Origin of the sequence: Sphingopyxis sp. JAI128, assembly GCF_014207235.1 — a bacterium.
GTDB lineage: Bacteria > Pseudomonadota > Alphaproteobacteria > Sphingomonadales > Sphingomonadaceae > Sphingopyxis.
The window spans coordinates 13701-31979 of sequence record NZ_JACHDA010000011.1 but is presented as its reverse complement, the minus strand read 5'-3'; the positions used below and the strand labels follow the sequence as shown (position 1 = coordinate 31979).

General features: G+C 61.5%; 12 protein-coding genes. 4 read left to right on the top strand and 8 right to left on the bottom strand.

All coding sequences use genetic code 11. The features are described 5' to 3' along the window. Nucleotides 1-392: 392 nt before the first annotated feature. From HDC35_RS19380 to HDC35_RS19365, 4 genes are read left to right on the top strand one after another with little or no spacing between them, the layout of a single operon-like run. Nucleotides 393-893, top strand: coding sequence for a spore coat U domain-containing protein (locus HDC35_RS19380; protein WP_221438354.1), 501 nt, complete (start codon nucleotides 393-395; stop codon nucleotides 891-893). 16 nt (nucleotides 894-909) lie between these two features. Further along, the gene (locus HDC35_RS19375; RefSeq protein ID WP_311770801.1) at nucleotides 910-1629 is read left to right on the top strand and encodes a molecular chaperone; all 720 of its coding nucleotides are present in this window, start codon (nucleotides 910-912) and stop codon (nucleotides 1627-1629) included. Then, nucleotides 1601-4045 carry a fimbria/pilus outer membrane usher protein gene (locus tag HDC35_RS19370; RefSeq protein ID WP_184649036.1) on the top strand — a complete coding sequence of 815 codons (2445 nt, stop codon included), beginning with the start codon at nucleotides 1601-1603 and terminating at the stop codon, nucleotides 4043-4045. The genes HDC35_RS19375 and HDC35_RS19370 overlap by 29 nt, the downstream gene beginning before the upstream one ends. A gap of 6 nt (nucleotides 4046-4051) precedes the next feature. After that, complete coding sequence (locus HDC35_RS19365) at nucleotides 4052-5002, top strand: spore coat U domain-containing protein (RefSeq protein WP_184649035.1); 951 nt, start codon at nucleotides 4052-4054, stop codon at nucleotides 5000-5002. A gap of 10 nt (nucleotides 5003-5012) precedes the next feature. On the opposite strand, the gene HDC35_RS19360 is transcribed toward HDC35_RS19365, so the two are convergent. From HDC35_RS19360 to HDC35_RS19325, 8 genes are all read right to left on the bottom strand, one after another. Continuing rightward, the gene (locus HDC35_RS19360; protein ID WP_184649034.1) at nucleotides 5013-5714 is read right to left on the bottom strand and encodes a response regulator transcription factor; all 702 of its coding nucleotides are present in this window, start codon (nucleotides 5712-5714) and stop codon (nucleotides 5013-5015) included. Nucleotides 5715-5730: 16 nt separating this feature from the next. After that, nucleotides 5731-7746: a sensor histidine kinase gene (locus tag HDC35_RS19355; RefSeq protein ID WP_184649033.1), complete on the bottom strand. Its 2016-nt coding sequence runs from the start codon at nucleotides 7744-7746 to the stop codon at nucleotides 5731-5733. 243 nt (nucleotides 7747-7989) lie between these two features. Continuing rightward, a complete protein-coding gene (locus tag HDC35_RS19350; RefSeq protein ID WP_184649032.1) occupies nucleotides 7990-9213 on the bottom strand; it encodes an MFS transporter in 1224 nt (407 codons plus the stop codon). An 89-nt stretch (nucleotides 9214-9302) separates the two neighbouring features. Then, nucleotides 9303-10310, bottom strand: a complete 1008-nt coding sequence (locus HDC35_RS19345) for a membrane dipeptidase (RefSeq protein WP_184649031.1) — start codon at nucleotides 10308-10310, stop codon at nucleotides 9303-9305. Between the two features lie 71 nt (nucleotides 10311-10381). Beyond that, nucleotides 10382-11641 (bottom strand): M24 family metallopeptidase, encoded by a 1260-nt coding sequence (locus HDC35_RS19910; protein ID WP_221438352.1) that lies wholly within the window; start codon nucleotides 11639-11641, stop codon nucleotides 10382-10384. Nucleotides 11642-11758: 117 nt separating this feature from the next. Further along, the gene (locus HDC35_RS19335) at nucleotides 11759-13135 is read right to left on the bottom strand and encodes a serine hydrolase (protein WP_184649030.1); all 1377 of its coding nucleotides are present in this window, start codon (nucleotides 13133-13135) and stop codon (nucleotides 11759-11761) included. Beyond that, complete coding sequence (locus HDC35_RS19330) at nucleotides 13132-15513, bottom strand: prolyl oligopeptidase family serine peptidase (RefSeq protein WP_184649029.1); 2382 nt, start codon at nucleotides 15511-15513, stop codon at nucleotides 13132-13134. The genes HDC35_RS19335 and HDC35_RS19330 overlap by 4 nt, the downstream gene beginning before the upstream one ends. Before the next feature lie 99 nt (nucleotides 15514-15612). Further along, nucleotides 15613-18126 carry a TonB-dependent receptor gene (locus HDC35_RS19325; protein ID WP_184649028.1) on the bottom strand — a complete coding sequence of 838 codons (2514 nt, stop codon included), beginning with the start codon at nucleotides 18124-18126 and terminating at the stop codon, nucleotides 15613-15615. Between the last annotated feature and the right edge of the window lie 153 nt (nucleotides 18127-18279).

Here is an 18279-nt window from a genome sequence, read left to right as displayed (position 1 = left end):
CGACAAATCCCCGCGACCCATGACTGCTCCTCAAAAAGCAGTCTTGAATCAGACGCAGCCCGCTTTGGGAATCCCTTTTGTCAACACGGCCTAGGATTTCTGAAACCATAAGTCCTGCCGGAACATATTTAGAATACGAGATCATCATCGAAATACCCAAAAAAGTCCGACAAATATCTTTATGTCAATTTTCTGTGCAGTAGAGTCAGTATCTCCATCTTATCAATTCGGCACGCTCCGGTGAAAATGTGATTTCTACAAGCTAATTCGATATGAATAGATCAAGTGCGCTCATATTTTTAGAATATTCGCGCTTGCTTGATTTGAGAAAAAACACCGTATGCCCGAAACTGAACAGATCATTTGCCTTCCACCAATTGAGGAGAACCGACGTGACTCATCGCCGTAAAATACTGGGCGCAATCGGCCTGACAGCCTTGTTCGTCGCCCCATCGGCTTTCGCGCAGACCACGACCGACGACACCTTCACCGTCCAGATCACGATCGAGGAAAGCTGCGCGATCGACACCGCCGCGACCGACATGGATTTCGGAACCGTCGGCATTCTCAACAACGATACGGCGACGAGCACGGTCAACGTGACCTGCTCCAACGGGACCCCTTATGATATCGGGCTCGACGCCGGCGTGGGCGCGGGCGCGAGCGTCGCGTCGCGGTTCATGACCGGGAGCGGTGCCGAAACGGTCGAATATGCGCTTTATCAGGATGCCGCTCACAGCACATTGTGGGGCGAGACCATCGGCGCCGACACGCAAACCGGAACGGGCAATGGCGCTCCGCAGCCCTATACCGTTTACGGCCAGCTCGCGACTCAAACGACGCCGACCGCCGACACCTACACCGACACGATCACCCTGACCGTCACCTACTGATCATCCGGTACCGAAGATGCGCAATGTTGCCCGCTTCGCCTTGGGACTTGCCGGCCTTATGCTGGGCACAAGTCCCCTTGGGGCCGCCTCGCTCCGGGTCGCACCTGTGTCGATTGACCTGCCGGCACCCGCCGCGACGTCGATCGTGCGGGTCTGGAACGACGGCCCCAAGCCCGTCACCATCCAGGTCCGGATCTTCAGATGGACTCAGCAGGGCGGCGAGGATCAATATGAGGCGAGCGACGCGGTGGTCGCCAGTCCACCCTTCGCGGTCGTTCCGGTCGGCGGCGAGAATTTGATTCGGGTCGTCCGAACGGCCAAAGCGCCGACCACCGGCGAGGAAAGCTACCGGTTGATCGTCGATGAGCTTCCGCTCGACGGCGGCGAGCGCGCGAACGGGATCGATTTCGCGGTCCGCCACTCGATCCCCGTCTTCTTCACCCCGACGGCGCGCGGCGAGCCGGCGCTGTCGTGGAACGTCGAGCGGCGGGAGAAGGGTTATCTCGTCACGGCGCGCAATGATGGGCCGCGGCACGCCAGGATAGCCAATCTGCGCCTGAGCGGCGGCGACGGTCAGGTCGCGGCGCAGCAGGGCGGCCTCGTCGGCTATGTCCTCGGCCATTCGGTCGCTCGCTGGTTCGTCGGCGGCAAACCCGCCGCCGGCGATACGCTCCGGATCGACGCAGAGACTCGAACGGGGCCCGTCCATGCGACCGCCAGCCTGCCCAGGCCGTAATTCCCGCGTCCTCCTGCCTGTGCTGACGGGGCTATGCGCTGCGGCACCGGTATCGGGAGCGCTGGCGCGCGACTTTCCGTCGACCAGCTATGGCGCCGCCGCTGCCTATGCCGCGCCCGAAAGTGATTTGCAGCTCGAAGTCTTTGTCAACGGCGAACCGACGAAGCTGGTGGCCGCCTTTCGCGAAGAAGCCGGCGGCACTCTCCTCATCGATCCGACCCAACTCCGCAATGTCGGCCTGCAGCCCGACCCGCGGGCTGTGCGGCCCGACGGCTTGGTCGACATCGCGCGCTTGCCCGGCGTTTCCTTCGCCTATGATGAAGCGCGCCAGCGCATCGATTTCACCGCGACGCCCGAAAGCCGCGCAACCCGCGTCATCGATGCCGGCGGCCGCGGCGGGCGCATCCGAACCCCGCCGGCGCAGCGCGATTTCGGCGCGCTGGTCAATTATACGCTCTTTGCAACGGCGGGCGACGAGGGATCTAGCACATTCGGCAGCACCGGCGGCGTGTCGGGCATGGTCGAAGGCCGGGTCTTTGGGCCGCAAGGCCTGCTCAGCAGCAGCCACATTGTCCGGGCATCGTCGGGCGGCGACAAGAAACATGTCCGGCTGGCGACGAGCTGGTCCTATTCGGACCCTGGATCGCTGATCGTCTATCGCGCCGCGGACATCGTGTCGGGCGGATTGCAATGGACCCGGTCGGTGCGGCTCGGCGGCATCCAGATCCAGCGCGACTTCGGCCTGCGGCCCGACCTGGTGACCATTCCGCTGCTCGATCTTTCGGGGTCCGCGGCGGTGCCGTCGACCGTCGAGGTATATGTCAACAACGTCCGCCGCCTTTCCACCGAGGTCGAAGGCGGGCCGATCCGGGTCGCCAATGTTCCGATCATCACCGACGCGGGCGTCGCCCGGCTCGTGGTGACCGACGCGCTCGGGCGCGAGACGGTGTCGCAATCCTCCTTTTTCGCGTCGCCGCTCCTGCTCGCGCCGGGTCTGTGGGACTTTTCGGTCGAAGCGGGTTTTGCCAGACAGAATTTCGGATCGAGATCCAATGATTATGGCGGCGACCTGATGATGTCGGGGACCGTGCGCCGCGGCCTGTCCGACTGGCTGACGCTCGAAGGACATGCCGAGGGCGGCGGCGGGCTGGGCAACGGCGGGATCGGTGCGGCATTCAATCTCGGATCGTTCGCGATTGGTTCGCTCGCGGGGTCGGCCAGCCGCTATCGGGGGGATAACGGCTACCAACTGGCGGGCAGCCTGCAACTCGCGCTCGGCGACCTGCGGCTCAACGCACGGTCGCAGCACAGTTTCGGAGATTATCACGACATCGCGTCGGTCACATTCGACGCCAGCAACGTGCCAACATTCGACTGGAGCCTCGCGGCGCCGCCAAAAGCCATCGATCAGGTGACGATATCGGGACCCTTACCCTTCGACCGGACGCGGATGGCGCTTAGCTATACACGGCTCGAAACCGCTGCGGGCAACCGGTCCCAGCTGCTCTCGGTGTCAACGCATCGCTCATTCTCGCGTCGCGGCATCCTCTATGCCAGCCTGTTCAAGGATTTCGAGCGTCGCAAGTCGCTCGGCATCTTCGTCGGCCTGTCGTTCCGCTTCGGCGGCCGTATGCAAGGGTCGGTCGGGGTCTCGTCGCGGTCGGGCGACACCTATGTCACGACCGAACTTGCGCGGCGCATCGACGACAAGATCGGCAGCTATGGCTGGCGGCTGCGCAGCGTCGAGGGCGACCGCACCCAGCGCCTTGCGGCGGGAAGCTATCGCGCCGCCTTCGCCCGGCTGAAGGGCGGTGTCGAGCAGATCGGCGACGATTTCCGTGCTACCGCGCAGATCGATGGGTCGGTCGTCGTTGCCGGCGGAGGCCTGTTCCTCGCCAACCGGATCGACGACGCCTTCGCGGTGGTCGATACCGGCGCGCCGGGCATCGACGTCGCTTATGAAAACCGGCCGATCGGCCGGTCCAACGGCGACGGCAAATTGCTGCTGCCCTATTTGCGCTCGTGGCAGCCGAACCGGATTTCGATCGACCCCCGCCATCTGCCGCTCGACGCGCGGGTCGGGGGCACGCGCGAGGTCGCCGTACCCGCCGACCGCAGCGGGGTGACCGTCCGCTTCGACGTCGATGCCGAAACCCCCGCGGCGCTGATCGTGCTGCGCGACCCGCAAGGCGCGCTGCTGCCGCTGGGTGCGACGGGGCGGGTCGAGGGCAACCCCGAAACCTTTATCGTCGGCTATGACGGCCAGGCGTATGCCGGCGGCCTCGGCCCGCAGAACCGTGCGGTCGTCGCCTTGCCGGACGGCGGGCGCTGCGTCGCGGATTTCGCCTATCAATCGCAACCGGGAAGGCTGGCGACTCTGTCGGGCGTCATCTGCCGCCCGCTCGAACGGGAGTAAGCATCGATGTTTCGCCTGATCCTGATACTGGCAGCCCCGCTGTTCTTCTTCCTCTCGTCCGGTCCGGCGCAGGCGCAGGCGGCGAACTGCAGCTTCAACGTTTCGAATGTCGATTTCGGCTCCGTCGATACGCTAGCCGGCGCAGCCGTCGACACCGCCGCTACCGTCAGCGTCAGCTGTATGCCCGTCACCGGCGCGAGAGTGCGCGCCTGCATTAGTCTGGGTGCCGGTTCGGGCGGCGCGACTGCCGGCCTTCGCCATATGTTGAGCGGGGCGGACATCCTCGACTACAACCTCTATCAGGACGCGGCGCGTACGATACCCTGGGGCACGCGGCTCGATCCTTCGCTGGGCACGCCAGTCGCGCTCGATTTCTCGGGCGCAGGCGGAACGCAGAATATCAATGTCTATGGCCGCGTCTTCGGGGCCCAACAAGCCGCGTCGGCCGGTCTCTACACCTCATCGCTCACCGCTACCGACGTCATGCTGAACGCGGTGGACTATGGGGGCGTTCCCAGCGATTGTTCCGCCATTATGACCAATACCAAGACCGCCGGGCCGGTAGTCGTTCAGGCCGAAATCGACGCAAACTGCTTCGTTGCCGCGCAGAATATCGATTTCGGCAATCAGGGCGGGCTTGCCGCCGACGTCGATTCCACGGGCGAGATCGATGTGACCTGCACTCCGGGCCTCGGCTACACCGTCGCGCTTGACAATGGCCTGACCGGCACCGGCCCGACGACGCGGCAAATGGCGCTGGGCGGCGACGCTATAACCTATGGTCTTTACAAGGACGGCGCCCGGTCGCAGCCGTGGGGAGTAAGCGGGGCGCAGCGTCTGTCCGGCACCGGGGCGGGCGCGGCACAGACTCTGCCCGTCTATGCCCGCGTGCCGGCGCAGACGACACCACCAGCCGGCACCTATTCCGATACGGTGGTCGTCACCGTGGAATATTGAAGCCCGAACGTTATGCGCCGCGCAGCTGGTGCGCGAGATAGCCCTGTCCCCTGACGGCCTGAACGGGCAGCGCAAAATCGGTGGCGTGCGCGACCTTCGTACGCAGCCGGACCAGCACGGCGTTCAGGCTGCGGTGGCCCGACTCGTCGTCGGCATAGCCCAGTGCGTCGAGCAGGACGGTTCGCGCCACGGGACTGCCGCCCGCCGCCACGAACGACCCGACGAACCGGCATTCCTGCGTCGTCAGCGGCGCCCACAATCCATTGGGCGCGATCAGCCGGAGATTCTGGCGATGAAAGACCCAGTCGTCGTCAGGCCGGCTCGACCGGTTCTCGCCGGCATTCCCGATCCGGCGCGAAAGGCTCTGGATCGCCGCCTCCAGCTCGGCATATTCCACCGGCTTGGCGAGGTAGAGGTCGGCGCCGGTGCGCAAGCCGGCGATGCGGTCGGCGGTGGTCCCGCGAGCGGTACACAGGATGATGCGCGTATCGGGCTTTTCCTGGCGCAGATAGCGCACGATCGACATCCCGTCCTCGTCAGGAAGCCCGAGGTCGAGGATCGCGACATCGCAGCGGTGCGAGGCGAGCAGCTTGTAGAATTCCAGCGCCGATCCCGCCGCCACGGCGTCATATCCGGACTGGGCGAGGCACTCCATCAGGCTGTCGCGGAGGTCTGCGTGATCCTCGACGAGGATGAGGTGGATGTTCGGCAATGGCTGCGGCCCTCCTTCATGGTTGTTCGTCAACGGGCAGAATGATCCGGAATTCGGTCCCCGCGCCCGAAGATGCAAGCTCAATCTCGCCGCCGTGCGCTTTGACGATGGTCTGGACCAGATGCAGCCCGATGCCCGCGCCGGCACGCTTCGCGGCGCCTGCGGCCCGATAATATTTGTCGAAGATGAAGGGCCGGTCCTTTTCACTTATCCCGATCCCTTCGTCGGCGACCGATATCGACAGATGGCGATCGCCGGCGGGGTGGAGGCGGACGTGAACCTCGCTGTCGTCGGGCGAATATTTGAGCGCATTGTCGATGACGTTCGCCAGCGCCGTCTTGAGCATCGGCACATCGGCGGCGATCCGTCCGCACCCCTCATCCGCCCGATAAACGACGCTGCGGCCCGCGTGGACGTTGCGTGCGATATGGATCGCATCCTCGACCAGTGAGCCCGGTTCGACAGCTATTTTGGTGGACGTTACGCTTTCGCTCGAGATGCGATCGCTGCGCAGGCTGATCTCGATGATCTCGGTCAGCCGCGAAATCGCATCGCCCATGCGCTTGAGCGAACGCTCCGATGGACTGGCGCCTTTTCCTTTCGCCATCCGCAGCAGGTCGAGATTCGTCCGCAAGACCGCCACCGGCGTGCGATATTCGTGCGAGACGGTGTCGATGAACTGCAACTGCTCACGCGAAACGCGCTGTTCGGCGGCGAGTGCGGTTTCGAGATCCGACTTGGCCACCTGAAGCTCGCGCGTCCGCAAATCGGCGATACGCTGCGCGTGCCGTTCGGCGGCCTGCGCGGTGAACAGCGCCCGCTGCTCGGCATCGCGGCGTTCGCGCTCGGCGCGGTCAATCCGGCTGCCCAGCCCGATCGTCATCGTGACCAGATGCAGCAGGCCGCCGATCTGGAACCCATATTCGATGAGCGCGCTCGTCGGGATCCAGCCGAGGTTGCGGGCAATGAGCGCGATCACCGCAACATTGACCGGCGTGAAGGACAACAGATAGATTCTGGCGCGTCTCGAGCCCTGGACCGCGAGCCGCACCACCTGAAGCATTACGATCGTGACCAGAGCGACCCCCACCAGAGCCAATGGCATCAGCAGCCGGTGTCCCTGATCGACGAAGATCGCGACGGCAAAGGCCAGGCTGACCGCAATGATCATGCCGATCAGCCGGAAGGTGTGCGGGGCGATCGTTCTCAGCTGCAAATAGCTCGCCAGGAACAGCATTCCGATCGCCGCCGACAGGCCGGATGCCGCGCCTTGAAACGGAAAATAGAGGTCGTGCGCGGACCGCGGCAACAGCATGACGAGCAAACCCGCCCGCCAGAATCCGATCAACGCCAGCGACAGGGCGTAGGCGGCATAGAGCAGATAATAGCGCTCGCGCAGCCAGAACCAGAAAGCGGAATTGATCCCGGCGACGATGATGCATGCGCACAGATAGGCGCCCGCGAACAGCCAGAGCGCCATATCGATTCCGGTCAGCGACTGGCGCGTCTCGATCGAAGCGCGGAGCGTCTGGAGCGCGCGACCTTCGATCTTCACCAGCACGAGCTGCGGCTCGCCCCGAAGTTCGACCGGGACGACGAAACCCGGATTTGGGATCGGCCGCAACTCATAGGGCTGGCCGGCGCCGGTCAGAAAACTTTCGAAATCGAGCGGAGAACGCGGGTGCGCAACCTTCGCAACATAAACGCGCACCTTATCAAGATTCGAAGGGTTAAGCACAAGAAAGCGCTCGGTATCCCGGCCGGCAATCGGTCCCGCCGATACGAGCCGAAACCGGATCCAGACACTGCCGCGCTTTGCGAAACCGCCATTATAGCTTCCCCGCACCGTCCTGAACTTATGCCGCTCGGCCCCGAGCGCGACGTCACCGAGCGTCAGCTTGCCGGTCTCATCCTCCAGCACATCCAGATGGCCCGCCAGATCGACCGGCGCGTTGCCAACGACGAGCGGTTCGGCCGCCAGGGCCGGAATCCCGTGCAGAAACAACAGCAACAAAAGCGAAAATCGAAACAAGACGGCGTTCCCCGGCGAATGGCAATCGTCGCGCAGTATCACGAAATCGGCCGAGCGCCATTCAACTGGCGTTCCAGGGGCAGACCGGAGATCGCTCTCTGCTGGGGAATTTCGGGGTTGATGCGGACATTGAGCCGATTTCGGACGGGCAGCTTTCGCGCGGGGATTCACGATAGCTGACGTTCGCCAGTATCTCGGGCGGACGATTTCAAGCGACCAATTGCGGCTACTGCGCAAGTGGTCTTAATCGGGACCCAATCGCCGGCGGGACAAGCCCAGGCTCGATACGAGAAACAGCAATGCCGCCAGGATCGCGGCTGAGGCTGCAACAGTGGCAACTGCCCAGCCCACCAAAAGTGGGTCGCAATAGACGTGCTCGGTAACTAGCGGCACCAGCACGGGGCCTAACCCGAGACCGAGCATAACGTTGCAGAACGCGAGCAACGCGATGCCAACACCATTATATCTACTCGGGATCACCGCCTGCAGTGCAGCGATGCCGGCGATGTTGCTGATGGCTGAAAAGAAGACCCACAGCGCCAACCCGCTGAACACGGCACCCGCGTCACCTTTCGCGATCAGCAGGGCACCCGCTGATGCAATCAAGGCGGCCGCGAGTGGGAGGAACAGCCGCCCTCGAACTCCGACAGCCCGCGCGATCAGATCGGACGCCGGCCCCGCGACCAAGCAACCCAATATCCCCGTCGCGGCGGTCAGAATACCGAACCATTGGCCAATTTCTTTCGGTGGTATGGCGAACTGGCGGGAAAGCACGGTGGGGAACCAGGCGAACATTCCATAGTCTCCGATGTTCATGAGCCCGATGGCCAAGTATAGCGGCGCGAGCATCCGCCAGTCCGTGACGAAATGGCGAATCATCACGCCGAGCGTCTCTGCGCGGGGGCGGTCTTGGCGGTTCGGCTCCCTAAGACTCAGGAGGAGGACGGGAACGACCATACCCGCGACCCCGACAATCACCAGCACCATCCGCCAAGGAGAAATGTCCCCGATCATCGGGACGCCACTGAAACTCCCTCCCTGCGCGAGGCCCAGCATGACGCCGCCCACCGCAATCGAGACGGGCGCTCCGATATAAGATCCTACAAAGAAGACAGAGGTCGCAGTCCCCCGGCGAGCCGGAGGAAAGCTGTCCGCTACGATCGACACGGCGGCAGGTGCCAACGCGGCTTCGCCGATGCCGACAAGTGCGCGCGCCAAAACAAGTTGCCAGTAGGACGTGGCCAGACCGCATGCGATCGTGGCAAGGCACCAAGTGGTCGCACCGACCAAGAGAATGGTCAGCCGCCGCTGGCGGTCAGCCGCCCGGCCAAGAACCAAGCCTGCGCACGCATAAACCACGGCAAACACGATGCCCTGCAGCACGCCGATCGCTGAATCGCTAAGATGAAGGTCCGATTTCATCGGATCGACCAATGCGCTCATGATGAGGCGATCGGTGAGGCTCACAAGAAGAGCGAATGACAGGACCGCTACGCCCCACCAAGCGCGGACGGGGTGCGGATATACATGCGCGTCGGGCGTCAAGGAGGAATGCATCAGCCCCAGACCTGTTGCATCACCCGCATCCAGTTACCGCCCAGCACTTGGCGCACCTCTGTTTCGCAATACCCGCGATCGAGGAGCCGGACGGTGAGATTAGCCAATGTCTTGGGCGTTTCGATGCCAGCAGGATAATTGTGAGGCGGCGGCGGATAGGTGGGCCCCCATAATCCGGCTTCCACGAATTTGTCGTACTGCTGCTTGGCATCGGCATAGCTCGCGACGCCCGCTTGACCGGCGTAATAGTCGAGCCCGAGCGCGACATGTTCGATCCCAACGCGGCTGGCGATAGCGTCGACGTGATTAATGAACTGATCGAGCGTTGGCGCCAGATCACAGGACACCATCGCCGGAAAGCCGACTATCCCTATGACACCGCCCGACTTCGCGACCGCGTCGATCAGTTCGTCGGCGACGTTTCTTCGGCTCGGATGAACCGAGGCAACATTGGAATGTGAAAGAACCACCGGGTCACGAGACGCTTCCACCGCCTCGAGCGAGGTCCGAAGACCCGTGTGACTGCAGTCGACGATGATCTTGTTATCATTCAGACGTTCGATCAGCTTGAGCCCGAATGCGCTCAAGCCTGCATCGGTTCTCTCTTCGCACCCATCACCCACGCGGTTTTTGACGTTGTATGCCAGCTGCACCATGCCAACGCCCAAGATTTTATATATCTCGGCGAGGTTCAGATCGCCCTCAAACGGTTCGATGCCTTGGAAATGAAAATATACTCCGAGCTTGTCCGCAGCCTTTGCATCGACAATATCCTGGACCGTTCGCACAGCCGCCAAATCATCCCGATCTGCCAACACGCGGCGCCACTTAGCTATCATCGCCATGGTTTCACGGACGCCTCCGAGGGCGCCGACGGTCGGGGCAAGCGTCGAAACGCCCCCTTCCCTGTACCACTCCAAATATTCGAAGCTCTCCAAGGCGAGCGGACACACAGCATCGATCACGATGCTGGAACGGTGCAGCGCCTGCCCCTCGTCGTAAAACATGCTATGACCTCTCGCTAGGGTTGCAGCGCTCCCGCGCTGCGCAATATTATTGTGAGCGCAAAGAGGCGCGGTCAGAGAATAGTCTGGCTTTTGAGATCTTTCGCCGTCTGGGTCATGATCTGCGGCTTCTCACCGACAATAACCGTGTCATCGTGCCGGAACCCTCCGAGCCCATATTCGTAGATTCCAGGTTCGATGGACAGCGCCAGTCGAGCCGGCATCGGTGTACTGTTGAACGACATATCGATAGGAAAGTCGTGGCCGCCAAGCCCGAGACCATGTCCAGTCCGATGGCAAATCATCTCCGCGAAGCCCGCTCTCTGATAGACATCCTGAGCAGCGGCATCGACGGTCCATACCGGACGGCCTGCCACCGCCGCTTCGCAAGCCGCCTCATTCGCGGCACGCGCGGCTTCAAAAAGCGCTATTTGGCGTGGCGTCGGCTTTCCGCAGAACCAGGTCCGCTCGTTCTCGATGAACAACCCGTCAATCGCCGGGTACACACAATTGACCATCACGTGGCCGGTCTCGACCCTCGCGCCGGCCAGATTTCCGAAAGCGCTCCCGGCGCCGTGCGGAGAGGCGCTCACAGGGCCAGAGAGAGTCCAGCAGTAGATCTGAAAGTCGGTTCCGGGCATTCGGCGCCCGGCTTCTTCGGCCATGAGGGCAGACATGCTTGCGTCAAGTTCAGCCACCAGCCTGCCGGGTCGAATATTTTCCCGGTACCTCTCCTGAACCCAGTCGGCGAGCGAAGCCGCGGCCGCCATGACCACCAGCTCTTCTTCGTGCTTCACCCAGCGTAGTCGTTCACATTGTCGCGCGACGCTCTCAAACTGGACGCGCTGGAGGATCTCGGCCACACGCGGCAGAAGCACGCCGTCGGTGCCGATCCGCGAGTGCTGCAAGCCACGCTCTTCGAGCTTTGAAGCGAGCAGCTCGTTCCACTGATACATAAGCGGAAGTCGAGAATTGACGCGGGGGTGTTCCGAATAAAACACCGCGTCGTCCGTCCAGAGCCGATCAGCCTCGATGCCGAACCGCCAATTGTTCATGGACAGCTCGTGCAAGATAACGAACGGCTCTCCGTTTCTCGGGACAACGCAGATGCCGGGACGTTCGTGCCCAAGGACATCCGCCGTGAAATTCGTTGCAAACTTGAAATACTCTGACGACGTGAACGCGAGAGCATCGACCTTCTCGCGATCCATCAGATCGCGCATGAGCTGTTTGCGATAATCTCGCGTCGCGAAACCGACCCCAACCGAGAGGCCTTTTCCGTCGGGGGACGATCGCCTGCCGAGCGACAGCTTTGTTGTATTGCTTTTATTCACCGGATTTTGCTCCAATAAATTCAATAAGATGATTTAGAGAATTCTCGTTTACCTGCGCGGCGCGGCGACCAAACAACGCCGCCTGCGCTGCCATGGGGGAATGGCGTGCCGATTTGTTCACGGCGCCCTCACGCGGCTGAACTCCATCCGCGTTGATCCGGACTCGATTGTGAAGCGATCGCCGTTTGCATCAGGCACAAGCTTGTCCCCGTCCAAGGGGAAGTAACTGCCGTCCGGAAGGCGCTGCAGCAAAAGAGAGCGCCGAGGCTGGTTGGCGCCATCCGGTAACACAGCGAGAGTCACGGCACCGTCAGCCGCCGGCGTGAAATCGTAGAGAACACCTAGGTCTTCCGACCGGAATCGACCATACAGCGCGGGAGGCAGGGGCGCAGGTTCGTTGACCGGCGGCAAGCCCCCGTCGAGCGCGGCGATGACCGCGTTGGCCCGAGCCCAGACGTCGACGTCGCCCCGATTGCACAGGAGGGCGACACCGGTGCGGCCGTCAGGCAGACGCGCGTAAAGCGTGCGGAACCCAGGAAGTCCGCCGGTATGACTGAACCAGCGGGGGCCCAGAAGAATACCCGCAGCGTAGATTTTGCCAGGATAGGCCACCACCGATCCATCGGTATATCTTCCCGGCTCCAGCATCAGCGCCTTGATCTGCGGCGTCCACACGACATGCCCACTGTCGATGTCATGGTCCCAGCGAGCGAGGTCGCCGATCGTCGTCATCAAGCCGCCCGAGCCGCCGAAGAGCGAATGATCGTTGGCAAGCGTCACCTTGCCACCCTCCAGGCTGTATCCCTTCGCAAGATTTGTATCGCCGCTCGGGCGGCCAGCCAGGATGAAGCTGCGCGCCATGCCCAAAGGCGAGAGAATTTTTCGCTGGACGTAGACTTCGAACGGCAGGCCCGAGACGCGCGCCACGATTTCGGAAAGTAGAAGATAGCCGCCATTCGAGTAAGCAAATCGGGTGCCCGGCTCAAAGTCGACATGCTTTTGCCGCAGAACCATCTGTAGCGCTTCGGCGCGCGTTACCGCCGACATGCTTGCGTGGCCCGCCCATGCCATCAGCCAAAAATCATTGCGGATACCTGCAGTATGGTGGAGCAGCATCGCCACCGTGATGGGATGGCCATAGTCGGGCAGTTCGGGCAGCCACCGCCGCACATCGTCGTTCAGTCCGATCTCCCCCTTCGCGACCAGCTGGTTCACGGCGAGGGCTGTGAACTGCTTGGACACGGAGGCCGCATTGAACTGGGTATCGACGTTCAAGGCGCGGTGCGTGTCGATGTCAGCTGCGCCCGACGCGGCCAGCACGGCGATTTTTCCATTGCGGAACACTCCTGCCGTACAGCCCGGCGTAACCAGGCCTTGCGGCTCGGCGATAGCCGCCTGCACACGCGCTGACTCTTGCGCCGCGGTCGACGTGGTTCCGACCGAGACCGAGGTGAGGGCTGCAGCCAGGCTGACCGAGACCTTCTTCGGTCTCATGGTTCAACCTTCGACATCTGATATTCCTTGGGTGGGACAGCTCCCATCAGGTTTCGGACCATGTAGTCCCACGTTACCCGTGTCGTGTAGTCGTTCCAGGCATGGCTAAGGTTTGGGACTAACAGCATGTCAAAGTCCTTGTTGGCTTTGATCAATGCGTCGACGACCTGCATGGTCAGCGCGGGCGGCACATTGGCGTCCATGTCGCCATGCATGAGGAGCAGTTTGCCCTTGAGATTCTTGGCGATCGCCGCGTTCGACGTGGCGGCATAATTGTTCCCGACGATCGGGCCATTGTAGGTTTCGGCCCAGTCGATGAGGTAGCCGCGCAGGTCATGATTCCCGGCGTGCGCGACACCGACTTTGTAGAAATCTGGGTACAGGAACATGGCCCGCGCCGTGGCATTCCCGCCGCCAGAGATACCGTAGATTCCAACCCGGTCCACATCCATCCACGGCCGGGCTTTTGCCAGTTCACGTATCGCCGCGACATGGTCTTCCAAGGTGCCGACGTCGGCCATCTTACCGTATGAAAAATCGAGGAAGGTCTTGGATCGACCAGGCGTGCCGCGTCCGTCGACCAGCACCACGACAAAGCCAAGCTCGGCCATGGCCTGTGCGAAAGAATAGTCGAACATCGCGCCGGTGAATGTTCCGGGCGTCCGGCGATTCTGGGGTCCGGGATAGTATTGATCGATTATCGCGTAACGTTTTGCCGGATCGAAGTTCGAGGGCCGCAGGAGCACGCCATAAAGCGTGGTCGTTCCGTCTGCGGCCTTGACGGTGAACGGTTCGGGCAAGGTAACGCCCCCGCTTTCCTTAAGCGGTGTCAGGTCGGCCTTTTCCAAGATGGAAACCAGCTGTCCATTAGCGCGGCGAACTACACTGACCGGCAAGGTGTTGACGGTTGAATAGGTGTCGACGAAAAATCGCCCGCTCGGCGAGATGCTGGTCGTCGTTTCTGCCCCAACCAAGGGGTCGCCGTCATATTCAAGGGCAGCGTCGTCGTTCGCACCTGCGCCATGCTCTGCTTTCTCGGGCGTGAGCCGCAACATTGTTCCAGTTCGAAGACTGATCCGGTAAAGATTGCTTTGATAGGGGTCCGCACCCGGCTCGCGCCCATTGATCCGCGCCCAAATGAAGCCCGCCGCCTCATCGATGCGGACGACATTTGTCACTTGACCAGCACCTGGCGTGAGGATGCGCTTAATCTTGCCATTCAAACCGTACAGATAAAGGCGGCCCTGGCCGTCGCGTTCCGAGAACCACAAGACATCACCGCTCTCGAGCAATGCAACCATCGGACGACGGAGCATGAGGTTGGCCTCGATAAAGGTTTTGGAGGTCTCCGAAAGCACCGTGCGCGCGCCGCCGGTTTCCGGGTCAATCGCATATAGTGTCAGGGTCTTGCGGTAACGGTCGCGCGCGACCAGGCCAATTGTTCGTCCGTCTCGTGACCACCAATTTTCCTTGGCGGCTACCGGTGTGAAGTAGCTGTATGCCACCTGCGGCACGTCAATCTTGCGCCCACGACGTGTCGCCACGTCGAAAACCCACGGCTCGACGACCGAAGGCACGGGATCGTTCGGAACGGACGCAGCCCAGCGATGGAGCTTGGGCCGGACAGACCCATCCGGCGCGGCCGATTGCATCAAGCCCATTTCACCGGCTTGCCGGTCGTCGAGCCGTTGGGTCAGGATATGCTTGGAATCGGGAGACCAGACGACATCGGGTAACGATGCCCTCCCCTCGATCCGCGCTTGGGTCTCGACCATAGCGGAACCCGGATGCGTCGCGAAACTGTAGTTTGGCGCGCCGCCCGCCGAAAGCGCGAAGCTCTCGCCGCCCGAAGCAGGCCGAACCCAAAGATTATCGTTTTCGACGTAGGCGAACCACTTGCCGTCGGGTGACGCGACTTCGGTCATCGATGGCTCGGGAGCTGCCGCGCCGCTGCAGACCATCGTTGCGCCGCTGCACGACCAGAGCTTGTTGTCGATGATCGCCTCGACGGCACCGCTCGCACCGTAGCGAAAGGTCTGGAATGGCAGCCTGTCCGCTTCGACCGGCCTTTCGAGGGCTTTCGATAGCGCTGCCGCTACCGCAGCGTGGTCGAACGCCGGCATCCGGCGTCCGCCGGCACTGGCGTCGACCACCACGAACTCCGTCCGGTCCACGCCTACGCTGCGGCGATACCAGAACCGATCCTCTCCAGGCAGCCAGTGTATCGACACCTCTGCGTTCAAAACCGACGCCTCCTGGTTTCTAGCCAGGAAACGAGCGGCTCGATCATAATCGGCCGTGGTGAGTTGAAGAGGTTCAGCTGACGCGTCGACCGCCATCAGCGACAGCGCGAGGGTCCAAATGATGCGAATGTTCATGGTGCCTCTGGAAAAGTTGCCAAAGCAAGCGCCCCTTGGCGTGCGTCGCGAGCTTCGCGCAAATAACCCGAAGCGCAGCGCCGCAACCGTTCAGGACATCTAGAAACTGCCTTCGAGCGCCAAACCGAATGTGCGCGGTTGCAGAACCGTGGCGTCGGTTTGGCCTGCCGCGAAGCGTGGAGACAAATATGCCCGCTTATTCGTGGCATTTCGTAGAAATGCCCTCACGCCCCAGCGATCGTTCGATATGCCGGCGTTTAAATCCACCGCCGTGTAAGCCTCGAGACGAGCATAGTTGAAGCCTGCCGGGAAGCCGTTCTGGCGATCGCCGATGTGGCGCACACTGCCGCCAATTTGACCCGTCCATTTATCGCCGAGCGAGAATTCATAGTCGGCTGTCGCTGCGCCGCTCCACTTCGGCGTATAGGACAATCGGTCGCCGGATACGCCGCCGAACAGGGGGGCCGGATCGATCAGTTTTGCATCGGTATAGGCGAAGTTAAAACCAAGCTTCAGGCTGCGCGCTGGTGAAAGCGACGAGTTGAATTCGACGCCTTGGCTACGCGCTCTGCCGCCATTGGCCAAATAGGTGGTGGTGCCATTAAAAGCGAACGTCTGAATGTCTTCCCAGTCCACACGAAATGCGGCCACATCGACCATCAAGCGCCGACCGAAAAGTTCTGATTTCACGCCCGCTTCATAGTTTACGATGCGGTCGGAACCGACCTCGGGCGGGATGTTGACACCTGGCGTGTTCGGTCCGCCCGGGCGATAGCCGCTGGAAACGCGCGCATAGATCATCGTGTCCTCGCCCACGTGCAAACGGGGAGCCACGGAATAGGTGAAGACGCTTTCCTTGGAGCCGGCGACATTGGCACCGAGGATACCGAAGATCTCGCTGTAGGCGCCTATCGCAGCGCTGCGGAAATCCTGCTCATTTTTCGCGTATCGCCCGCCGACGGCGACATCAAAATGGTCCGTAAACTTAAATGTTACCGTCCCGAACGCAGCGATTTCCCTGTATGTCGTTGCAAATTCCGCATCGTAAAACGGATCGAAGCCGGGAATGACGGCATTGCTGAAATCGCGCCCGACGATCGTTTGGGTCATCGAGGCTTTTTCATTGGTGTAGAAAGCGCCGACGAGCCACTCGATCCTCTGGTCGGCAGGTGATGAAAGGCGAAGTTCTTGTGTGAACTTCCGCACCTTGGTTGCCAACTCCAATGGTGCGATGCCAGCGGGCACAACCACCCCATCCGTATATTGCGGCAGCGCAGCGCTGACGAATGGGAACAGGCTCCCGGTATCGATCGTGTTGTCGGTGACGCTATAGATCTTGGTCGTGGCGTAGCTTGATGCCGAGACGAAATCGGCCCAGCCGAGGTCCCAATTAGCCGCGCCAGTAAAATAGCGCAGCTTTGAATTGAACGGCTGATCTACAAAATGAGAGTTTTGGAGATCTCCGAAAATCGGCGTACGCGTTCCGGGGATCAACGAGACGACGGAGATATTATCGGCATCGATATTCTGTACCATCGCCGAAAACTTCAATGTCAGATCGTCGGTTGCCTTGAAGAGCAGTGCGGCCCGACCTCCTGTCTGCTCGATACGATTGTCATCCTTTACGCCCATGGTCACGTTGTCCACGTAGCCCGGCGTGACCTGATTGAACGCGGAGACGCTGAGCCCTAACCTGTCGGCAACGATGGGAATATTGACCGCACCGCGCACGCCCCAGCCCAAATCGCCAGCACCGTCGATGGTCGACGCTTCTAGGCCTGCTCGTCCGGAAAAGCTGTTGAGGTTTGGCTCTTTCGTTACATATTTGATCAGCCCGCCCATGGTATTGGCGCCGTAAAGGGTTCCTTGCGGTCCTCTCAGCACCTCTACCCGCTCAATATCATATGGCATCAGGTCGAGAGCGTAGTCGGGTGCGACAACCCAGCCAGCGCTCGATCCTAAGGGAGAGTCATCGATGTAGGTGCCGACCATGGCGGTCGAATTGAGCGGTGAAAGGCCGCGCAGAGTGATGCGTGTCTGCCCCGGGGTGCCGCCGCTATCGACAACCAGACCCGGAACATAAGCTGCATAGTCCGATAATTGGGTTGCGCCGATAGTTTCAAGCCGGCGTCCACCGATCACGCTTATCGAAGCGGGGATATCCTGAATATTCTCGATCTTCTTTTGGGCCGTAACAACGATTTCGTCATCGACGAGATCGCCTTCGGAGTTTATCGCGTCGGCAGCTGACGACGACTGCGGCGGGGCGCCACGGCCCGTTGGCCGCGCCGCATCAGCGCTTCGGAAAGGGACGACCGTAAAGGTATGTGCCCCCGTTGCACGGATGGTGAGGCCTGTGCCTTTCAGAAGATCGGACAACGCCTGTTCGACCGTCATTGTCCCGCGGACTTCATTGGTCCGCTTACCCCGCGTGTATTTGCGCGCCGCAAAAACCTGGACATTGGCCTGACGCGCGAGTTCCGCGACGGCTGTCGTCGCCGATTGAGCCGGAATGTCGAAGCTTCGCGCCTGTGCCATGGCGGGCGAAGCAGCCATCACACAGATAATTGCACCGGTTGCGAGCATATTGCCGCGGCTGAATCCCCAGTTCATGTCATTTCCCCCACCTGCCATGCGCGTTTTGCGCCGATGCTTCCAAGGAGACCCGAGCCCATCCATTTCCTTTTTTCCGGCGATTATTTTTTGCCCCGTCCTTTCATTCCAAAAAAATAAAAAAGGAAATGGATGTGCTGATGTCTCTATATG